An 18,764-nucleotide genomic window follows, 5' to 3' on the forward strand; every position below is an offset into this window, starting at 1 on the left:
GCGCCAATAAACAACACCCTCCGCCCCGGCCACGGGCGCGGCCTGGCGTGGTGCCTGGCGCCACGCCCTTGCCTCCTGCCAAGACAACAACGCCAACCCCTATGCCCGGAGGATTCACCGTGACCACCACCACGCTTAGCTCCAGCCAGAGCCTGCCCGCGCAGGCCCCCACAGACATGAAGCGCGTCGCCGTCGCCAGCGTCATCGGGACCACCATCGAATGGTATGACCTGTTCGTCTTCGCCACGGCCTCGGCCTTGGTCTTCAACAAAATCTTCTTTCCCGGCTTCGACCCGTTGGTCGGCACCCTGCTGGCCTTTGGCACCTTCGCCTCGGCCTATGGCGCGCGCATCATCGGCGCGGCGCTGTTCGGCCACTTCGGCGATCGCCTGGGACGCAAATCCATGCTGCTGGTGTCGCTGCTGCTGATGGGGGGCGCCACCTTTCTCATCGGCCTGCTGCCCTCCTACGCCACCCTCGGCGTCTGGGCGCCGATCCTGCTGCTGACCTTGCGTATCATCCAGGGCCTGGCACTGGGTGGCGAATGGGGCGGCGCGGTGCTGATGGCGGTGGAGCACGCACCCGCGCGACAACGCGGCCTATACGGCTCCTGGGTACAGATCGGCGTACCAGCCGGTACCCTGATCGCCAACCTGGTGTTCCTGCTCATCGCCAGCGGGCTGTCCGACGAGCAATTGCTAAACTGGGGCTGGCGCCTGCCGTTCCTGGCCAGTGCGCTGTTGATCGTGGTCGGCCTGTACATCCGCCTCAACATCACCGAAACGCCCGCCTTCGAACGCCAGGCCACCCAGCACGAGGTGTCGCGCATCCCGCTGCTCGAAGTGCTGCGCAACCACGGCTGGCAGGTGCTGCTGGGCGGCGTCGCCACCCTGTCCACCGGCACCGCCTTCAACATTATCGTCGCCTTCGGCCTCACCTACGGCACCCAGACCCTGGGCTTCACCCGTAGCGCCATGCTCGCCATCGTGCTGCTCTCCTGCCTGCTCTGCATCGCCCTGTTGCCGCTGTTCGGCGCGCTGTCCGACCGCATCGGCCGCAAGCCGGTGATCGTCGCTGGCATCTTGGGCGAGGCCCTGGTGGCGCTGCCGCTGTTCTGGCTGATGGACACCCACGTCTGGAGCCTGGCCCTGCTCGGCTACTGCCTGCTGATGACCGCCTTCGCCGCCAACTATGGCCCCATCGCCACCTTCCTCGCCGAGCTGTTCGGCACCCGCGTACGCTATTCCGGGCTGTCGGTGGCCTACATGCTCTCCGGCCTGCTCGGCAGCGCCGCCACCCCCATCGTCACCACCGCCCTGCTCTCCGCCACGGGCAAGGGCTCTTCGGTCGCCTGGTACCTGATGGCCTCGGCCGGCGTGTCCCTGGTGGCCCTGCTCCTGCTCACCGAAACCTTCAAGCGCCCGCTCGACGCCCGCGCCTGATCCCCTACCTGGCCCGCCCCAAGTGGGCCCTTGGAGTCGCCATGCAACGCATCACTGCCGCCCTCGCCGGCCCGCAACCGGTCGGTCCCTACTCCCAGGCCGTCGTCACCGGCCATCTGGTGTTCACCGCCGGGCAGATCCCCGCCAACCCCCATGGACAGATCCCCGCCGACTTCAGCGACCAGGTGCGCCAGACACTGCGCAATCTCGGCGCCGTGCTCGAAGCCGCCGGTTCCGGCCTGGATCGCCTGGTCAAGGTCAACGCCTACCTCACCGATCCCGCCCAGCTCGAACCCTTCAACGCCGTCTACCGCGAACTGCTCGGGCACGCTCCGCCGGCCCGCACCACCGTGTGCGTGCAACTCTGGGGCGTGGCCCTCGAAATCGACTGCGTGGCCGCAGTGCGGGAGGCGCCATGAGCGACGTGGCCGCCCTGCTCGCCGACCTCGCCCAGGTCAGCTTTCCCACCCTCGGCCACGTACTCGAGGAGGGTTTCGCCGATCCGCTGCTACGCCAGCAAACTCCCGGCCGGCGCCTACTGGGCCGCGCCGCCACCCTGCAACTGGCCGATCACGATGCCTGCGCGGTCAACCACGCGCTGCTTCGCCTACAGCCTGGGGAGGTCCTGGTCATCGCCACCGGCGGCGACAGGCGCCATGCCTGCATCGGCCTGGTCACCGCCAGCGCGGCCCTAGTGGCGGGCGCCCATGGCCTGGTGGTTGACGGCCTGGTGACCGACAGCCGCGAACTTGTCGATCTCGGCCTGCCGGTGTTCGCCTACGGTACCAGCCTGTGTACAACCAAGCTGCGCGACCTTGGTACCAGCCGCTTTGGAGTCGAGATACACTGCGCTGGCGTCAAGGTCCGGCCGGGCGACCTAGTACTGGGCGACGACAACGGAGTGCTGTTCCTATCGCCCAGTGCCGACCTGGCCGCGACCGTTATCGCGGCGCTCGCGACGGACGCCGCCGAGCCGCAGTTGCTACAACGACTGCGTGACGGCAACCCCCTCGCCGAGGTGCTCGCCATCACCTGCTCCACCGTCGACACTAGCCACTAGGGCGTGTCTGAACAGTAGCCGAGCGAAGGTCAGGCAAGGTAATGATCTTTGAAGAAGCGGATCGGACTCGCGCTCGACCGGGCTCGAGAGCGGGTTTACGAATGATCAATGAGCATTCCGACGGCGCTACCTTGGCCGGACTGGCGATCCAGCTAATTTTAACGCAGCCTGACCTTCGCTCGGCGACTTTTCGTACAGACCCTAGAGCCTCGCTTAGTGCGCTTGTGACTTGCGTATTTCAAAAGGCAGACAGGGTAGGCATTTTCTTAAGCGAGTCGCCGACCATGTCCTCCCCTTTCACCTGGAATATCGCGTTCCACTCTGGCTTTCCTGCCGACAGCGACCTTCAAGCCGCACTCGACGTTGGGATAGCAGTTGGGGTCGTCGCCGATCAAGTGATGCTCAGGCAGCAGCTGCGGGCCCTACCTGACCACCTGGACAGGGCGGTAAAGTCTTCGTCGACTCCGGCACATTCACCGCATTTTGCCGGCAGCTAGCCATGGATTGGCCCTGGCTTCTCACGCTCTGGGTCGCCCGGTCGCCGTGGCCAAGAACCACTCTGCAAAAGCCATCAGCATGCACACCGCCAACCATCCGGCGGCTAGGCATTTCACCACAGATGTCTTCGAGGGCGACCCAGACACCGAGTGCGGCGGCCGCCGGGTGGGCTGGTTTCACATGTCGCCCGACTGCACCCACCACAGCCAGGCGGCCGGCGGCCACCCTCGCTCATCTGCGCGGTAATTGCGATGCCCGCTCCCTCGAGGAACCGCTGCACACCATCAGCGCCTCCGGCCAGCACCACGGCGCGGTCACCGCCTTCCTATCCCGGCAGTTCGGCGGCTCCGTTGGCCAACGCGTCGACGAGCCGGCACCGACCATCACCGCCGGCGGCGGGGGCAAGACCTCGGTAGTCGAGCTGCAGCTCTCGCCCGAGGTCGAAGCCGGTGGCCTGCGCGTCGCCGCATTCCTGATGAGCTACTACGGTGCGGACAACACGAGCCGGCCGGATGAGCCCTCCCCTACTGTCACCACGAAGGACCGCCTTGCGCTCGTCACCGTCACGATCCAAGGCATCCCCTACGTTGTGGTCGACATCGGCCTGCGCATGCTGCAGCCGCGAGAGTTGTACCGCGCCCAGGGCTTCCCCGACTCCTACCAGATCGAATTTGGCCACGACGGCAAGCCGTTCACCAAGTCCGAGCAGGTCCACATGTGCGGCAACAGCGTCTCACCGCCGCACATGGCGGCCATTGCCCGGGCCAACGACCCCTGGCGCGCCGCAGTGGCGACTCCGCGGCGAACAGCTGCGGCGTAGCGTCAAGTCACCGATCCGGCCGGTGGCAGCGCCGCCTGGCCGATCGGTGCAACACCCTTTGCTCAGGAGAAGAACGACGTGAACGACTCATTTCAAGGCGCAACGGTGGAGGCGGCGCAGCGCCGTCGCCGCTTAGTGATGAACACAGCCCAGAGCCCCCGGGCGGACCAGCCATGAGCGGCGCAACGATCTACGTGTCGGCCGAGGACCTGGATGCCTTGCAGGAAGCCGACGGTATTCTGTACGCGCTTTTCGAAGCCGCCGACGCTGAGGCGACCAGTCTAAAACTCGCGCGCGATGGCCTTCGCCGCGTGATCGGAAAAACGCAGAAGGCCGCACGTGCCGCCGGCGGCCGTCGTCTCGTTCAGACCGCACTACGCTACGCGGAAACCCTTAAAGGAGAAAATCGTGCCCCAGATGGACTATGAACCGTTTGCAGGAATCATCCAGCGGGCGCTCCAAGCACGCGGTACCGCGGAGGGTGATCTCGCCCGCGATCCGAGATATCTCGCGCCCGGCTATGTCGTCCGAATGTGCGCAGCGCTGGCCCGGGCCGCTGCTGAGTGCAGCGGGCGCGACGTGGCGCTCGACGAAGTTATCCGCCTGGAGCGCACCTGCACCGGTGCCGACTACCACCACAAGCTGGCACTGCGCTGCGCCCAGCTCGCCGGTTGAGCGTCGGCTGTGGTCCACGATCCCGCGGCGTAGAGAATTGCGCGTGCGGAGGAGCGCTCCTCGCTATTGAGGCCCCGCCGCAGGCGGTATTGGCGCTAGCGCGTCGATGAAGATGGGTTACGGTGGCCACTACCTAGACCTTCGCCTCACCGGAGTAGCGAATGAGCGCAAGCTGGATCCTCACCCAGTCTGGAAAGCAATTTGACCTGCTGGCGCCTGAAGCCGACATGGTGGTGATGGATGACATCGCCCATGCACTGGCGAACATCTGCAGATTCGCGGGTTACACCCAGACCCACTACAGCGTTGGCCAGCACAGCGTATTGGCCAGCCACCTGGTACCGCCGGCGGACGCGCTTCACGCGCTGCTGCATGATGCCGCCGAGGCCTACGTCGGCGACATGGTGAGTCCACTCAAGGACCTGCTGCCAGGCTTCAAGGCAATCGAGGCGCGGATCTGGATGGCCATCGCAGCGCGCTTCGAGATCGCTGCGCAGATGCCGGCCAGCATCAAGGAGGCAGACCTGGTGCTGATGGCAACCGAGCGCCGCGACCTGCTACCCCCAGGCCCCCCATGGCCGTCACTCGAGGGGATCCAGCCGCTTCCCAACCAGATAGTGCCCTGGGCGCCGGCCTTCACGCGGCTGGCATTCAAAAGACGCTTCAGGCAGCTGGTGCGGTCCAGTGGCAATTTCGCGCGGTTGCGCCAGGCGGCCGAGGCCTAGGCCACCTATGCACGGTGGCACGCTATAGGCGGTTTCGCCGTGTAAGAATCTTACAAAGGCGTAGCGGCAGCAGAGGTCCGGCCAGGCGGTATCCAGGGAGCGAAAGAATCTTTCGCCGGCTCTCTGGCCTAGTCCTCACCACCAGCAAGGGGATAGGGATCGATCCCTTGGTCAGCGGTATCGAGCGGACAGGCCACGACGTCCGCGAGGCGCGGCGCCCGATCACCCAGGGACTCGTTCAGCCGCTTGAACCAATCACCGCAGTCCAGCAGCGGGACCTGGAACGACTCCTCGCGCTCGAGCAGCAGCCCGTTGCTTCCTACTTGCTGGTTGACGACCTTGTCGCGGGGCGTCAGGCACGTCGCCTCCAGCCGCGGCTGCAAAAAGGTTGGGATCGAATCCTGGTACTCCATCGGCCGCTGCGGCCAGGTCGCCATCTTGTCTGAGACGACTTGGTAGGCGTCGGGCTCGCCCAGCAGCTCATAGTGCACGCGATGCACGATCAGCTGCTCCGCCGCTACCGCCCAGCGATACACCACGGTGAATGGCTGGGCCGGCCGGAGCGTATCGATCAGCAGACCTACCCGCGCCAGGCGGCCACGCTTGCTGCAGCCGATCGCCATGCGCTTGTTCGGCATCGGCCGGCGCGTGGCCAGGTCCACCCGATCACGCAGGAGCAGGCCGATGGAGTCGATCCGCAGGTCGATCAGTTGGACGTGCGGCCCCGAAACCGGACAGGTCAGGAACCGCGGTACCAGATGAATGAGCATTAGCGGCTGCCTCGTGCGTCGGGGTGCTAGCCGGCCGGCAGTTGGGAGCTCGTTCGCTTGAACAGCGGATCGGCGCCCTCAAAGACGTCATCCGGCGCTTCCGGCCACTCGCGGCGGATGGCGTCGAAGTCGCCTTCATTCCAGCACCGCAGGAAAGTCATGCCCTCGTCGGTCTCCAGCGCGAAAGCGATCGCGGCCGTGGATGCGTCAGGTGCCTGGTCGACTTTCTTCAACGCGTCGTCAATCGCGGCGGCATAGCCTTCACGGTAAGCGTCATCTGGATGGGCCTTGGTGGGGCCAGCCGTGGGGATCAGTGCACCGATCATGTTGTACAGGTCGAGCATGGGGCCGTCCTCGATAGAAGTGGTCCGTCCCAGATCAACGCGCTTTCCCACTTGGCAGCAAAGGCGTCGACCCGGGCGGTCGGCCTAGTGTGCAGCTGGCGCCCTTAGCGCAAGCGGCGATTCACGCCCTTCTTGGTAGGGGATTCGGGGGTTGCCCGAGATGCTGCATCGAGCTCGGCCTGGAGCTCACCAGGCGTGCCGGTGAGCTCTGCCAGGAGCTGCCGGGCCAACGCGTGCGCATCGTGATCCGCCGTCGGCGCCGACCGAGCGCGCGCTGGCCCATCGATTGTTGGGCCCAATGCCCGTGCACGAGGTTGAGTCATGTTCACCCTCCGAAACGTGGGCCGCTGACTGTCATTCCGGTAGCACGCGACGTCAAGAGGACATCTAGCCAGCCGCCGGCACCGGGCGCCTTCGACAGGCGCCGGGGGCGTATCAGGCCGGCGGCGTGTGCCGGCGCGAACGTTCCGCAGCCAGGAAGCCCTTCACCAGAACCGAGCCCCAGGTGTAGAGGGTCTGTCCAAACACCCCGTAGTAGAAGGCGAGTAGCCAGGGGCCCGGTGTAGGCGCGTCGAGCATACGTGCCAACCCGAAGGGGGCGCCGGCCAGGGATGCAATCAGCGCGAGGAAAAGAAGGTAGTCGCCCATCTGGCTGCCATGGCTCACCGGCGGAGCCACTGGCTCCGGGGCTTTAAAGGGAGTGGTGTCCCAGGTCTCGACCAGGCCCAGCGCGCTGCGGACGGCCGCCGGCGCCAGAGATACTTTCGGATCGACGTCCAACCGAAGCATCTGGATGCCGCGCATCTCGTCCCAACTCAATCCGTACCCTTCTGCAGCAAGCTGCTCCAGGGCGCTGATCAGCGCAGTATGGGTCGCCTTGCCATGCCACAGCCCGTCGCGGTGGTCGATCCAGATGCTCCTGGCACCTTGCGCCTGGGCGCAAGCCAGGCGGGCCTTGATGGCCTTGAGATAAATGGCCGGATCGACTGGCAGGGTGCGACCGCCCCTGTGCTCGAGCGCGTATTTCATGCCTGGAATCCCGACTGGAAGAAGGGATCAGTATCATCGCGCTACTACTCTCTGGGCTGGTGATTCACGCCCGTCCTGGGCGGGAACCGGGCCGGTACACGCCCTTTAGAGGGGCAAACTCGCGACTTTTTCGGCGTTGCTCTCGCGACACTGGCGGTCTGATACCCGCCACGAGGTTCCAATGTCCGAACACGACACCACGCTGCTTCCCGAACTCATCCGCGACCTCATCAAAGAGCGGCGCGCTTCCCGCCGGCTGAAGCTGCTCAAGTATTCCTTCTGGGGTACCGGCCTGCTGCTGATTGCAGGCGCGGTACTGGTCGAGCACCTGCAACTCGACGAGGTGGATGAAGCCAAGCAGATCACGGCCGTCATCCAGGTGCGGGGCGAGATCGCCGACGGCGCCGAGGCAAACGCCGCCGCGCTGAAGAAGGCCATCGGACGCGCGTTCGATGACGAGCGCGCCAAAGCCGTGGTTCTCAAGATCAACTCGCCCGGCGGCAGCCCGGTACAGGCCGGCCAGGTGTTCGACGAGATCAAGCGCCAGCGCGGCCTGCATCCGAAGGTGCCGGTCTACGCCGTCATCGAGGACCTGGGCGCCTCAGGTGCCTACTACATCGCCGCGGCCGCCGACGAGATCGTGGCCGATAAAGCCTCGCTGGTCGGCTCCATCGGCGTGACGGCGGCGTCGTTCGGCTTCGTCGACCTGATGAACCGCGTCGGGGTGGAACGCCGGGCCTACACCTCCGGCGCGCACAAGGCGTTCCTGGATCCGTTCCAGCCGAAAAACCCCGAAGAGACCGTCTTCTGGAATGACGTGCTCAAGCAGACACACCAGCAGTTCATCCAGTCGGTGAAGACCGGCCGCGGCGATCGCCTGAAGGATGCCGATCATCCGGAGCTGTTCTCCGGCCTGATCTGGACCGGCGAGCAGGCCAAGCAGCTGGGCCTGATCGATAAGCTGGGGGATGTCGACTATGTCGCCCGGGACCTGGTGGGCGCCACCAGCCAGGTCGACTTCACCGTCAAGGACAATGCCTTCGATCGCTTCGCGAAGCGCCTGGGCGCCTCCGCCGCGCAGCAGCTGTCGATGGCGCTCGGCTTCAGTGGCGTATCGCTCCGATGAGTCACATGGTGAAGATGTCCCCAATGCTGCTTCAGGCCTCTATCGCACCAGCGCTAGCCCCGGCAAATGAAGTACGTCTGGTTCAGGTATTCGATCCGATGGGCACTCAATACCCCAGCACCTCTTGGCAGCGTGCTGAAGAGCTGGTGCTCAGCAATCGAGCCGAATGGATGCCAGGTCGGGGCGAAGGCGAGCTTTCCGCACTCCAACTGACCTACGTACCGTTCATGATCGTTGCGCAGGTCGATCCTACCCAGGACCAGATGGGAGAAACGAAGTCGGCGAGGGCCCGTCGACATAACGTAGCCACACTGCGTAAACGCGATGGGGATCTGTGCTTCTACTGCCTGAATGAGATGACGCGCGAGGAAATGACGCGCGAGCATTTGCTCGCTTCACATACGGGCGGATCTGACCGCAATGAAAATCTTGTGCTCGCCCACGCGCGGTGCAACAAGGCGGTCGGGCATCTCCGCATTGCGGAGAAAGTCCGCGTACGAGAACGCAACCTCGCCCGCATTCTGCTCACTGCCGGCCCTGACTTTACCCATCGCCTTCTGCAGCAGCTGAAGATCATGCCGGTGGAGAACTGACGGGTACCCGGACGCGACAATCGAAGACGGCGTGATCGTCGACGGCGTGGAGAATCTGAATGGGCAATTCGAAATGCTTGCCCTGGCTAATGACCTAATCGTCCCCCCCATACAGATGCGCTACACCGCATTACAAGGCATGGCATGAGATCAGCAGCCCCAGGTAAATATCCCCTGGAAGGGGGCCTCTTAGGCGGCCAAGTTTCAAAGCGTGGCCGAATAACCCAAACAGGTAGCAAGCATAATGACGCTCGATGAAGCGATGGATGAGGAAAGAATGGTGACCCGTGAAGACGCGGAACGTGAATGCCGGAAGCACACGCTCGATCCGTCTGAAATGTTCGCAGAGCTGGGCGACCACCCCGAGTACAAAGCCTGCGATGTGCTTATCTGGCTCGGTTACTGAATCCAGGCAAAACGACTCATGGGCCGTGAACCTGCTGCATCGGCTCGTGAGCTTGATGCTAAAGGCGAGCCCGAGGACCTTGCCGCGCTACGTGTCGGTTAGTGGGCGGCGCTCCCTGGCTGCTCGCGTACTCGCGGCCGGCGACGGGAGATGGTGCAGACGATCGTGGGCCACCAGCACCTCAACCACTCAAAGCCTTATTTGACGGTAGATCTGGCGACGATTCGCCGGGCATTCGAGTTGGCTGTTCGAAGTCACTCACCTTGCAGCTTGTAGCGAATTTATGTAGATTTATCTAAATCCGATAAACCTCCAAAGGTTTGTATAGCTATGGACCCTATCAGTAATCCTTATTCTCCGGGGGCCGGCACGCCGCCACCCGAGTTGGCTGGCCGAGGTGAACTTCGTGAGCGCGTGAGGATTGGCATTGCAAGATTGCGCCGAGGAAACCCGGCCAAAAGCGTTTTGATGGTCGGGTTGCGCGGCGTGGGCAAGACCGTGTTGCTCGACCAAATGCGTACAGATGCCGAGGCCGCAGGGGTTCATACGATCCGTATCGAGGCACCTGAAGGTCGCTCCCTGCCAGCGCTGCTGGCCCCCCAATTGCGCCTCGCATTACTTCGGTTAAGCCGGGTTGAGGCAGCGAAAGACATGGCTCAGCGTGGCCTGCGCGCCTTGGCAGGCTTCGCCAAGGCCTTGAAGGTGACCTACAACGACATTGAGGTAGGGCTGGACTTCGACCCTGAGCCAGGCCTTGCCGACAACGGTGATCTCGAAAGCGATTTGGCTGCCTTGCTTGAGCAAGCAGGCTCAGCCGCTCGGCAAGGCGATACCGCGCTGGTCATCTTTATCGACGAACTTCAGTACGTGGGTGAAGGTGAGCTTGCCGCATTAATCTCTGCTCTCCATCGGTGCGCTCAGAGCCGGCTGCCAGTGACTGTGGTAGGTGCTGGCCTGCCTCAACTGCGCGGGCGAGCTGGTAACGCAAAGTCCTATGCAGAGCGGCTTTTCGACTACCCGGAAATTGGCCCGCTGAGCCAGGCTGAAGCGGCAATAGCTATCGTAAAGCCGGCTGATGACGAGGGTGTCAAGTTCGAAGCCGAGGCTGTGGGGCTTGTTGTGGATCAGACCAGGGGCTATCCCTATTTCCTTCAGGAGTGGGGTAAGCATGCGTGGGATGTGGCAGAGCAGAGCCCCATCACGAAGATGGACGTAGAGCGCGCCACTGGCGAGGCCGTAGCCGCTCTTGATGAGAGCTTCTTCCGGGTTCGTTTTGATCGGCTCACACCAGCTGAGAAAAAGTACCTCCGCGCCATGGCTGAGCTTGGTGCAGGGCCGCATAGGTCAGGGGATATTGCAGAAAAGCTCGGGCGACGTGTGACAGCCCTTGGGCCGACCCGCAATAGCCTGATTGCCAAAGGCATGATCTGGAGCCCTAACCATGGTGATACTGCGTTCACCGTGCCGCTCTTTGACGAGTTCATGAAGCGGATTATGCCGGGGGATGAGTGGGATGCCACGTGACACGAACCGCCTGGGCGGGCGTCCAGCAAGAGGCTGGCTGAAGGGCTAGGCACTGGGCCCTTTGGGTGAATCCGGCGAGCGATGGAATAGGAGCGCGAAAGGGCCAAAGAGGCAGAAGGCTGAAAGCAACATCCAGAAGGTGATGAACGACGCCTCGCCTCGTTCATAGCGCGGCGCTTCACTGCCAAGCGCGCCCTGGCCCCGCCACAGCAACAAGGCGCCCAACGCCAGGCCTATCGCCCACAGGGCCGGAGCGTAGTCCTGCCGGATATCTAGGTTGATGAGGAGCTTCCACAGCCACGAACCGGCGCTGCAGACGCTGGCTATCACGCAGAGCCACATCAGTGCATACATGACGTCGGCGCCGAAGGCAGGAACGATTTCCATGTTCCACTACCCCGCGAGCTTAGCCGTCAGCTCGTAGGAAACGAGCCAATCGCTAACCGCCTCACCGGCCTCGCCCACAATGCCGCTATCCAGCTGCTCACGCAGGCGGGCTGCAAGCTCGTCGACCGAGTCGCACCCCATGTCCTCGAGCTCGTCCGTCGTTACCTCAATGCGTACCTTCATCATTGGTCTCCTATAGGCCAGATGACCGTCATCCTCGCATAGCTCAGTACTGCCGCGGGCGAGGTTCACGCCGGCCAGGGGTGTGAACCTGCAGTTAGCTCGTCTCAGGCGCTAGCCGGCACGCTCGCAGGGCGCAGCCGTGTCGGATTGGAACGCGATGAGCGAGGCGCGCGCCTGGCGGCACGCCTCAAGGCACCCAGGAAAGGAACACGGAACATCGGCCAGCGCATCGGCAAGCGCCTGGCAAAAGTTTGCGAGCGCGAAGGGCTCGTCTATCCCCTCTCCCCCGCCGACCAGGTAGTTTGGCGCGACTTCGACGACCAGCCCGGGATTTGAATCTGCCTCGCGCTGCAGTGTGAAGCGGCCGCCCGAAAGCTCGCGGATCAGCCGCCCCAGCGGTATCCGCGCAAAGCTGCGAGCGTCATCGAAGATTCCGGCGAGCTCACGGATCCGGGCGAAGGGCGCGCGCCAGCGTCCCTCCTCATCTGCTCGCGCTCGCGCAGCCCTCTCCAGGTACCACCGTTCGTACTCCACCACCGGTAACCCTCGGTACAACACATCCTCGAGCTTCTTTTGCTCAGGACTATCGATCCAGCGGTCTCGGGTCTGCGACACGTAGGCAATCAGCAGGTTCGCGCACCCATGCTGCCGCAGGCGCTCAACCTGGTGTTCAAGTGAGGCGGCCGGAGCCCACATCCACGCCGGCGCAAAGCACTCGATCTGCGCCGCGAGCGCGGCGGTCACAGCGTGCACGTCAGCCAGTACCTCGAACCACAGCTCCCCCGTGGTGGCGCCAACCTGGTGATCGAGCGGGAGCCGAGACAGGCGGTGAGGCAGGGCCAGGGCCAGATCCACGAACCCGGGCAGCCGCCGAACGCCGAAGGTGTAGCGTTCCGCGGGGCGGTGGTGCCGCGCCCGTGATTCGGCCTGTAGCGCCCGCTGCAGGATGTCCGGCAGCCACGGCAGCGCTGCGGCCATCCGGCCGCGCTCGGCAAAGTGGCGAGCGCTGAACGTCCCGTTCTTGCCGTTCGGCACTACGAACCAACCACACTGGACAGCTTCGGCTATGAGCTGGACGGGCTGCTGCAGGTTAAAGGACACCGCGCCCAGTACATCGCGAACACCTCCCGACTGCAGGGAGGCGAGGTACCGCCGCGCCCAGGGATAGGCCTCCTTGCACAGGATCGCCTGGCGGTAGTGCTCGAGGGGGAAGGATGCCCGTTCCGGGCCGAGGGGTTCTATAGATCTCATCTTGGCTTCCTGCAGTTGATGCAGCCAGCGTACGGAGAATCGATAGAACGCAAGTTGTCAGCTTTCGACCCAAAGCGGACGTTGAAGTAGGGCAAGTACCGGCCAATAGTAGTAGCTCGCAAACAAGTTAAGCCGGGCTCGTGGAGGACGGTCAACTCCGATAATGACCACCGCTATCGGCAGCACGCTGATCGGCGTCGGATCTCGCTAAGGTCACAAATCGGCTCTCGTTTCGCTCAAGATTCTCGCAGCATCCCGCGCAGGAGGCAGGCCGAACACCCGTGCATAATCCCGCGTGAATTGCGTGGCGCTTTCATAGCCCACCTCGAACGCGGCGGCCGTGACGCTTTTGGCGCTGGCGACCATGAGGGTTCGGGCCTGTAGCAGGCGAACCCGTTTCTGGTACTGCAATGGGCTCAGCGTAGTGACGGCTTTGAAATGCCGGTGAAACGCTGAGACGCTCATGGCCGCCTTTTGCGCCAGGCTTTCTACTCTGATCGGTTCAGCAAAGTCCCGCCGAATCCACTGAATGGCCAGGCTCACGCGGGCCATGGCAGTGTCTGGTGCGGCGATCTCTCGCAACATCCAGCCATGCGGGCCTTGTAGAACGCGAAACAATATCTCGCGCTCGTACGCTGGGGCGAGCGCGGCAATAGCATCAGGGTTGCCCATGAGTCGAAGCATGCGCACCCAGGCGTCCATCAACTCTGGCGTGATGGCAGCAACCGAAAAGCCGGGGTCGCTTTCGTACCGCCCCATAGGTTTCGGAAGGTCAGCCAGCAATGTAGCGAGCACTGTCGGATCGAGGGTCAGGCTAACGGCTAGGTAGGGCTCGCCTGTCTCCGCAGGGTGGACAGCCCCTACCGCGGGCAGCTCGATGGACATCACAAAATACGTCGCAGGGTCATACCGAAGGGTGCGGTCGCCCACCGTCATCGTTTTGCTGCCTTGCAGGATCAGGTTGATCATCGGGTCGTAGACGGCAGCGAGCATGTGCTCGGGGATATCGCCCTGAACCATGGCGACGCGCGGAATGCCCGTCTCGGTGCGGCGATTTTCGGCCTTGGCGGCCAAAATGCGTAGCTCATTCAGTTGATTTTTCATGGAAGGGATGTTGACTGGAGACCGACGCGCCGTACAAGAAAAAAGCAGAAACAGGCAAGTTTGGAGTAGGAAAGGCTGCGTCGGCGAAGCGGTGTGTCGCTACTGTGGTGACTCATTACATCAACAGCGGAGCACCATATGAGCGTGATCGTCATTACCGGCGGCAGCCGTGGTATCGGTGCCAGTACGGCACGGCACATTGCCCAGCGTGGCACGGGTGTCATCCTGACTTACAACAACAATCCCCAAGCAGCGGCGGAGGTCGTAGGGAGTATCGAATAGGCCGGCGGTAAAGCCGTTGCGCTCAAACTCGATGTTGGCAACGCGGGCAGTTTCGAAGCGTTTCGAGAAGCGGTCGTGATGACCTTAAGAGACGTCTGGAACATCAGCACGCTCACTGGCTTGGTCAACAATGCGGGGTATGGCCTATTCAACCCGCTGCAGACTGTCAGCGAAGCCCAGTTCGACGGCTTGTTCAATGTTCACTTGAAAGGTCCGTTCTTCCTGACCAAGGCACTTCTTCCATTGCTGGAAGAAAACGCCAGCATCGTCAACCTGACCAGCGCCACCACCCGCGTCGCCACGGCCGGGGTGGCGCCTTATGCGGCTTTTAAAGGTGGGCTGGAAGTGCTCACGCGCTATATGGCCAAGGAGTTCGGTGATCGGCGTATACGGGCGAATGCGGTTTCACCTGGAGCGATTCGAACTGAGTTGGGAGGCGGGCTCAACGACGAGTTCGAGGCGATGCTGGCTGGGCAAACCGCTCTGGGCAGGGTGGGTGAGCCTGAAGATGTAGCGCAGGTCATTACCATGCTGTTGTCCGAAGACGGCGCCTGGATCAATGCCCAGACCATCGAAGTGGCAGGCGGCTACAACATCTGAACAAGCGAGGACTATGACGTGCTGGATCATGTTTTCCTATCGGTTAGCGACATCGAACGCTCCATTCGTTTTTACGAAGCGGCACTGTCGCCGCTTGGCATCAACGCACGTCTGGACTATGACGGCAAGAACGGCCCGCCAGGTCATCCGGATCTCAAAGGCTTCGGCGCCAATGGCCGAGTGTTCTTCTGGCTGCGCGAGGGTGTGGTCGAGGGACGGGCTGCTCACGTCGGATTTGTCGCGAGCAGCAAGGCCGAGGTCAAGGCTGCCTATGCCGCCGCTATGAGCCATGGGGCCGTTGACAATGGCGCGCCTGGTGCCCGGCTGCATTACGACCCGAATTATTACGCCGCGAACGTGCTAGACCCGGATGGCTACAGTGTGGAATTCGTCTACAAAAACTGGCAGCACGCGCAATGAAGACACTACTGATTTACGGCGCGACGGGTTACACCGGGCGCATGGCCGCTGAGCGAGCGAAAGCACTAGGTCTAACTTTCGAAATAGCGGGACGTACTGTTGATCGACTTGAAGATCTTGCCGCGCAACTGGATGTTTCTTACCGCGTGTTCGGAGCAGATGCTCAGGCGGCAGAGGCGCTGGATGGTATAGACGTCCTGTTGGACTTCGCAGGGCCTTTCGCGCAAACGGCTGAGGCGTTGATGCGGGCGTGTATGCAGGCTGGTGTCGACTACCTAGACATCACGGCCGAGATCAATGTCTACAGGCTCGCGGAGCGGCTGGGTGCTCAAGCTGGCGAGGCGGGCGTGATGCTTCTGCCTGGCGTCGGCTGGGACGTTGTCCCCACGGACTGCCTAGCCATGCATGTGGCCCAGCGGGTTGCGGACCCTCATGCGCTGAACATTGCGCTGCAGGTTCCCGGGTCCATGTCGCGGGGTTCGGCGATGAGCGTCAGCGAAATTATCGGCGCAGGGTTGCTCGCAAGGGTCGACGGGGAACTCGTGGTAACGCCTGATGCGCAGTCACGCCAGTTTGATTTTGGCGACGGGCCGGTGACGTGCCAGCCGTTATCTTTCGGTGATCTAGTGACGGGGTGGCATTCGACAGGCATCCCCAACATCGCGATGTTCGTGCATATCTCGGGCGAGGCTTTTCCCAAGGGTGACTTATCACAACTGCCTGATGGTCCCAGCGCCCATGAGCGGGACACCCACCGGGCTTGCGCGGTTGCAGAAGTCACCGGGGCGGATGGCAGCGTTGCCATATCCATGATCGAAACGGTAAACGGATATTCCTACACGCCGCTGGCCGCCATTGAAGCTGCGCGCCGGGTGTTAAGCGGCGAGCGCAAGCCTGGTTTTGAAACGCCAGCTCGCATTTTCGGCGGTGAATTTGCCGAGAGTATTGCCGGAACGATCATCACTGATCGCTGACTTCCTTAGTACGCATCAATCTGCTCAGCCCTGGCCCCGTGAACACCCCGTCCCTGCGCAACGTTCTAGGTGAGCGTGCCTAGGAGGTGATTGATGCCCTCAGCGAGGGGGAGCACGCTCGGTCGGATCAGCCAGGCATATGAGATCGGTCAGGCCGCGCTCTTCCTGACGAGCGATACATCGAGCGGCGCTTGATCAACATGCTGTTCCCTTGTCTCACTTGGGACATACAGAAGCGCGTCCGACTTGAACGGCTTTTACCAAATTTCTACGGACAGGTTTGGCTCGGATACCGCTACTGCCGAATGGCTTTTTTTGAATCATTGATCTGCCCGCGAAGTATTTAGGCGCTCGTCAAAGGCAGATTTTGGCCGTAAACAGCCTGCCGAAACCGTCCGCTTTGGGTCGATTGCTGTCAGTGGCTATTTCAGGTTTGGGTAGCTTCAGAATGTCGCGGCAATCCTGGAAATTGTCGCAAGGCGCTGGGTAGCCGCCTGCTTGCGTTCTGAAAAGCTGTGTCAGGGTGGAGGCCAGATATCAACCAGGAGCCTTACCATGAAAAGCGAAACCCTCCCCTCCTCTACCACCGATACGGCACAGAGCACCGTCGTACCGGGCCGCCTGGTCTTTCATCGCGACGAGCCGTCCCGCTTCGGTGCCATTGAAGTAATGAGTCAGGATGGCCTGGTGAAGGGCCTCTCGATGAAGCAGCACCAGATCCTACCGTTTGAGCCGGAGGCGCTCCTCACTGCCGCGCAGCTGGCCGAAGTCATCATTGATCTCGCCGGCAAAGCGGCGACACCGGCGAGCGCTGACCAGTTGGCGGCCTACGCTCGTACCTTGGCTGAGGCCTATGGAGCGCACAGCCAAGCGGGTGACCTGGCCGTCGGCGACTTCGCGTTCTATCACGAGGATCCGGATGCATACGGGCCTCTCGCCATCCAGGCGGTCGCTTCGAAGGTCAGCGCCTATAGCAAGTACAAAGAGCTTGAGTTGGACTTCGACCAGGCGGATCTGAGCACTGCCGACCAGCTGGCTGAGGGGCTCATCTGCGCTCTCGCCATCGAAAACGCCGAGCTGCGCCAGCTGAAGGTGTCAGCTCACGCAACAGCCCTCGCCGCGGCATTCGCCAGCTAGCCATTCCGACCGACCCTAGCCCCCGCCTCAGCAGGCCCTTGTCGCACGTGCCTGTCCTCTTGCTTACCCTCTCGCCGGCACACCCGGCGAGTTGTCTCGCACCTACCTACCATCGTACGGTGCCGGGTCTCGCTATCGCAGATCCGCGTTCTGCAGGTAACCCTCTAGCCACCGCAGCGGGATCCGAGGATGCTCCCAGGTACCCCTCGGCAGCACCGGCTGGAGGAGGTCAGGCAGCGCACGCAGTCGCTCGGCGTTTTCCCTCAACGCCAGCCATAGCCTCTCCGGGTCGTCCCATACCGCCAAAAGCTGGCAGACCTCCCGCCAGTTGATGGTGCCGGCCTGCTCCACCGGCGCCGGCCACTTTGTCGCCCGGGTTACACCCTGCTCATCCATCACCATTGGCGCCAGGTCGTAGATCGGCGCCAGCCGTACGCCCTCTCCGTCGCGCAGGATGGCGGTATTGCGGCCGTGGTTGTCCGTGTTGCCGACCACCTGATTCAGAAGGTCTCGCAAAAGGTACTCATCAAGTAGGCCTGGAATGGCCGCTTCCTGGCCGGAAGCCCGCCACACCCTTACCAGCGCCTCAATAGCGTCGAGGTACCCTAGGTAGCTCCCGGGCACCAGCGTGTCCGTCAACGAATAGATTGACTCGACAGCGACCCGCTCAAGACCCGCGGCACCTGGCCGGCGGTCGAAGCGCGGCAACCATAGGCTCGTCTGCCTACCCTCCTCAAGCGCAAGCCCATTAACGGGGATCGTCTCCAGCCCCAGGCTATCGAGCGCCAGGTAGTAGCGGTATTCGCTACGAAGCACGTTTTGGTCAGAAGCGCGCCCCTGGTTGCGGGGAAATTTGACGAGCCAGTGCCGAGCGGCCAAGTCATCAGCAAGCGTTCCGTCCAGGCGAAGCTCGCCCTGATTACCCTCGGTCAGCAGCAGCTTTGGCGCATTGCCTCCGGCGCCGGTGGCGCTTCCCAAGGGGACACCTTGCGGACAGGGGCGGAGCGGACGCATAGCCCGCTGATTGGCGATGGAGGCCAATCGTGGTTAGCCTCAATTGCCGGTGGCACAACTCGCTATAAGCAAGGCCATCCAGTTTGTATGCATACGACAAATCCGAAGCAACCTGATCGGACACCTGGTGCAGGTCGGAAGCCATGACGATTTTGTCGTATGCATACGACAGATCCTGTGCGTCGAGCGCGGACGTGGTCAGCTCAGCGAAGCGATTGACCGTTTTGTCGTATGCATACGACAAAGCATAATCAGCCGTCTAAGTGTTTGTGGCGCTGTAGCTGCCGGGAGCACGGGTAGGACTCTGTCTAACGTCAGGCGAGTACCCACTATCTATTTTTGGAGCGCACGCCCGAGCTCTCGTGATGACTCGTTGGAAGCGCTAAAATTTCTTGCGGCG

21 protein-coding genes and 2 pseudogenes are annotated in these 18,764 nt (G+C 62.7%); 15 read left to right on the forward strand and 8 right to left on the reverse strand.

What is annotated here, in order from left to right; genetic code table 11:
* The first annotated feature begins 176 nt into the window (after positions 1-176).
* From FEZ61_RS22480 to FEZ61_RS22510, 7 genes and pseudogenes are all read left to right on the forward strand, one after another.
* Positions 177-1,442, forward strand: coding sequence for an MFS transporter (locus tag FEZ61_RS22480; protein WP_017638709.1), 1,266 nt, complete (start codon positions 177-179; stop codon positions 1,440-1,442).
* Between the two features lie 41 nt (positions 1,443-1,483).
* Entirely contained in the window at positions 1,484-1,861 is a 378-nt protein-coding gene (locus tag FEZ61_RS22485; RefSeq protein WP_007162831.1) for a RidA family protein, read from the forward strand.
* Positions 1,858-2,502: an RraA family protein gene (locus FEZ61_RS22490; protein WP_007162830.1), complete on the forward strand. Its 645-nt coding sequence runs from the start codon at positions 1,858-1,860 to the stop codon at positions 2,500-2,502. Before FEZ61_RS22485 ends, FEZ61_RS22490 begins: the two co-directional genes overlap by 4 nt.
* A 715-nt stretch (positions 2,503-3,217) precedes the next feature.
* Positions 3,218-3,820 (forward strand): annotated as a pseudogene (locus FEZ61_RS22495) (DNA cytosine methyltransferase); the annotation flags it as partial.
* Positions 3,821-3,993: 173 nt separating this feature from the next.
* Positions 3,994-4,248: a hypothetical protein gene (locus FEZ61_RS22500; protein ID WP_017638710.1), complete on the forward strand. Its 255-nt coding sequence runs from the start codon at positions 3,994-3,996 to the stop codon at positions 4,246-4,248.
* Complete coding sequence (locus FEZ61_RS22505; protein ID WP_178121687.1) at positions 4,238-4,495, forward strand: hypothetical protein; 258 nt, start codon at positions 4,238-4,240, stop codon at positions 4,493-4,495. The genes FEZ61_RS22500 and FEZ61_RS22505 overlap by 11 nt, the downstream gene beginning before the upstream one ends.
* A 161-nt stretch (positions 4,496-4,656) precedes the next feature.
* Positions 4,657-5,220, forward strand: coding sequence for a hypothetical protein (locus FEZ61_RS22510; protein ID WP_007162819.1), 564 nt, complete (start codon positions 4,657-4,659; stop codon positions 5,218-5,220).
* A gap of 128 nt (positions 5,221-5,348) precedes the next feature.
* Here the strand turns inward: FEZ61_RS22510 and FEZ61_RS22515 are convergent, their stop codons facing one another.
* From FEZ61_RS22515 to FEZ61_RS22525, 3 genes are all read right to left on the reverse strand, one after another.
* Positions 5,349-5,990 (reverse strand): DUF6012 family protein, encoded by a 642-nt coding sequence (locus FEZ61_RS22515; protein WP_017638711.1) that lies wholly within the window; start codon positions 5,988-5,990, stop codon positions 5,349-5,351.
* Between the two features lie 26 nt (positions 5,991-6,016).
* Positions 6,017-6,334 (reverse strand): hypothetical protein, encoded by a 318-nt coding sequence (locus FEZ61_RS22520; RefSeq protein WP_017638712.1) that lies wholly within the window; start codon positions 6,332-6,334, stop codon positions 6,017-6,019.
* Between the two features lie 435 nt (positions 6,335-6,769).
* Entirely contained in the window at positions 6,770-7,363 is a 594-nt protein-coding gene (locus tag FEZ61_RS22525; protein WP_017638713.1) for a hypothetical protein, read from the reverse strand.
* Positions 7,364-7,544: 181 nt separating this feature from the next.
* Between FEZ61_RS22525 and sppA the strand changes: the two genes are divergently transcribed.
* From sppA to FEZ61_RS22545, 4 genes are all read left to right on the forward strand, one after another.
* Complete coding sequence (gene sppA / locus FEZ61_RS22530) at positions 7,545-8,489, forward strand: signal peptide peptidase SppA (protein WP_017638714.1); 945 nt, start codon at positions 7,545-7,547, stop codon at positions 8,487-8,489.
* A 5-nt stretch (positions 8,490-8,494) separates the two neighbouring features.
* A complete protein-coding gene (locus FEZ61_RS22535) occupies positions 8,495-9,082 on the forward strand; it encodes an HNH endonuclease (protein WP_007162817.1) in 588 nt (195 codons plus the stop codon).
* A 244-nt stretch (positions 9,083-9,326) separates the two neighbouring features.
* Complete coding sequence (locus FEZ61_RS22540) at positions 9,327-9,488, forward strand: hypothetical protein (protein WP_017638716.1); 162 nt, start codon at positions 9,327-9,329, stop codon at positions 9,486-9,488.
* 330 nt (positions 9,489-9,818) lie between these two features.
* Positions 9,819-11,012, forward strand: coding sequence for an ATP-binding protein (locus tag FEZ61_RS22545; RefSeq protein WP_026083557.1), 1,194 nt, complete (start codon positions 9,819-9,821; stop codon positions 11,010-11,012).
* A gap of 45 nt (positions 11,013-11,057) precedes the next feature.
* Here FEZ61_RS22545 and FEZ61_RS22550 read toward each other — a convergent pair whose 3' ends face one another.
* From FEZ61_RS22550 to FEZ61_RS22565, 4 genes are all read right to left on the reverse strand, one after another.
* Positions 11,058-11,399 carry a hypothetical protein gene (locus tag FEZ61_RS22550; protein WP_007162815.1) on the reverse strand — a complete coding sequence of 114 codons (342 nt, stop codon included), beginning with the start codon at positions 11,397-11,399 and terminating at the stop codon, positions 11,058-11,060.
* A gap of 6 nt (positions 11,400-11,405) precedes the next feature.
* Complete coding sequence (locus FEZ61_RS22555; RefSeq protein ID WP_039976421.1) at positions 11,406-11,585, reverse strand: hypothetical protein; 180 nt, start codon at positions 11,583-11,585, stop codon at positions 11,406-11,408.
* A gap of 108 nt (positions 11,586-11,693) precedes the next feature.
* Positions 11,694-12,833: a hypothetical protein gene (locus FEZ61_RS22560; protein WP_007162813.1), complete on the reverse strand. Its 1,140-nt coding sequence runs from the start codon at positions 12,831-12,833 to the stop codon at positions 11,694-11,696.
* A 213-nt stretch (positions 12,834-13,046) separates the two neighbouring features.
* On the reverse strand, positions 13,047-13,937 hold the full coding sequence (locus FEZ61_RS22565) for an AraC family transcriptional regulator (protein WP_026083558.1): 891 nt from the start codon (positions 13,935-13,937) through the stop codon (positions 13,047-13,049).
* A gap of 138 nt (positions 13,938-14,075) precedes the next feature.
* On the opposite strand from FEZ61_RS22565, the pseudogene FEZ61_RS22570 reads away from it, so the two are divergent.
* The 4 genes and pseudogenes from FEZ61_RS22570 to FEZ61_RS22585 all read left to right on the forward strand — a co-directional run bounded on the left by FEZ61_RS22570 (position 14,076) and on the right by FEZ61_RS22585 (position 17,350).
* Positions 14,076-14,819 (forward strand): annotated as a pseudogene (locus FEZ61_RS22570) (SDR family oxidoreductase).
* An 18-nt stretch (positions 14,820-14,837) separates the two neighbouring features.
* Positions 14,838-15,239 (forward strand): VOC family protein, encoded by a 402-nt coding sequence (locus FEZ61_RS22575; protein WP_007162811.1) that lies wholly within the window; start codon positions 14,838-14,840, stop codon positions 15,237-15,239.
* Positions 15,236-16,213, forward strand: coding sequence for a saccharopine dehydrogenase NADP-binding domain-containing protein (locus FEZ61_RS22580; RefSeq protein WP_017638719.1), 978 nt, complete (start codon positions 15,236-15,238; stop codon positions 16,211-16,213). The genes FEZ61_RS22575 and FEZ61_RS22580 overlap by 4 nt, the downstream gene beginning before the upstream one ends.
* Before the next feature lie 555 nt (positions 16,214-16,768).
* Positions 16,769-17,350 carry a hypothetical protein gene (locus tag FEZ61_RS22585; RefSeq protein ID WP_007162808.1) on the forward strand — a complete coding sequence of 194 codons (582 nt, stop codon included), beginning with the start codon at positions 16,769-16,771 and terminating at the stop codon, positions 17,348-17,350.
* Positions 17,351-17,482: 132 nt separating this feature from the next.
* Here the strand turns inward: FEZ61_RS22585 and FEZ61_RS22590 are convergent, their stop codons facing one another.
* Entirely contained in the window at positions 17,483-18,328 is an 846-nt protein-coding gene (locus FEZ61_RS22590; protein WP_007162807.1) for a HipA domain-containing protein, read from the reverse strand.
* Positions 18,329-18,764 lie beyond the last annotated feature (436 nt).

The organism is Pseudomonas sp. MS15a(2019) (assembly GCF_013277805.1).
GTDB classification, from domain to species: domain Bacteria; phylum Pseudomonadota; class Gammaproteobacteria; order Pseudomonadales; family Pseudomonadaceae; genus Chryseomonas; species Chryseomonas benzopyrenica.

Coding starts and splice junctions, on each gene's coding strand:
- FEZ61_RS22565 (WP_026083558.1), bottom strand. CDS start 13,937: ATGAAAAATCAACTGAATGAGCTACGCATTTTGGCCGCCAAGGCCGAA.
- FEZ61_RS22500 (WP_017638710.1), top strand. CDS start 3,994: ATGAGCGGCGCAACGATCTACGTGTCGGCCGAGGACCTGGATGCCTTG.
- FEZ61_RS22585 (WP_007162808.1), top strand. CDS start 16,769: ATGAAAAGCGAAACCCTCCCCTCCTCTACCACCGATACGGCACAGAGC.
- FEZ61_RS22550 (WP_007162815.1), bottom strand. CDS start 11,399: ATGGAAATCGTTCCTGCCTTCGGCGCCGACGTCATGTATGCACTGATG.
- FEZ61_RS22545 (WP_026083557.1), top strand. CDS start 9,819: ATGGACCCTATCAGTAATCCTTATTCTCCGGGGGCCGGCACGCCGCCA.
- FEZ61_RS22555 (WP_039976421.1), bottom strand. CDS start 11,585: ATGATGAAGGTACGCATTGAGGTAACGACGGACGAGCTCGAGGACATG.
- FEZ61_RS22510 (WP_007162819.1), top strand. CDS start 4,657: ATGAGCGCAAGCTGGATCCTCACCCAGTCTGGAAAGCAATTTGACCTG.
- FEZ61_RS22520 (WP_017638712.1), bottom strand. CDS start 6,334: ATGCTCGACCTGTACAACATGATCGGTGCACTGATCCCCACGGCTGGC.
- FEZ61_RS22535 (WP_007162817.1), top strand. CDS start 8,495: ATGGTGAAGATGTCCCCAATGCTGCTTCAGGCCTCTATCGCACCAGCG.
- FEZ61_RS22540 (WP_017638716.1), top strand. CDS start 9,327: ATGACGCTCGATGAAGCGATGGATGAGGAAAGAATGGTGACCCGTGAA.
- FEZ61_RS22560 (WP_007162813.1), bottom strand. CDS start 12,833: ATGAGATCTATAGAACCCCTCGGCCCGGAACGGGCATCCTTCCCCCTC.
- FEZ61_RS22490 (WP_007162830.1), top strand. CDS start 1,858: ATGAGCGACGTGGCCGCCCTGCTCGCCGACCTCGCCCAGGTCAGCTTT.
- FEZ61_RS22505 (WP_178121687.1), top strand. CDS start 4,238: ATGGACTATGAACCGTTTGCAGGAATCATCCAGCGGGCGCTCCAAGCA.
- FEZ61_RS22485 (WP_007162831.1), top strand. CDS start 1,484: ATGCAACGCATCACTGCCGCCCTCGCCGGCCCGCAACCGGTCGGTCCC.
- FEZ61_RS22480 (WP_017638709.1), top strand. CDS start 177: ATGAAGCGCGTCGCCGTCGCCAGCGTCATCGGGACCACCATCGAATGG.
- FEZ61_RS22515 (WP_017638711.1), bottom strand. CDS start 5,990: ATGCTCATTCATCTGGTACCGCGGTTCCTGACCTGTCCGGTTTCGGGG.
- FEZ61_RS22580 (WP_017638719.1), top strand. CDS start 15,236: ATGAAGACACTACTGATTTACGGCGCGACGGGTTACACCGGGCGCATG.
- FEZ61_RS22525 (WP_017638713.1), bottom strand. CDS start 7,363: ATGAAATACGCGCTCGAGCACAGGGGCGGTCGCACCCTGCCAGTCGAT.
- sppA (WP_017638714.1), top strand. CDS start 7,545: ATGTCCGAACACGACACCACGCTGCTTCCCGAACTCATCCGCGACCTC.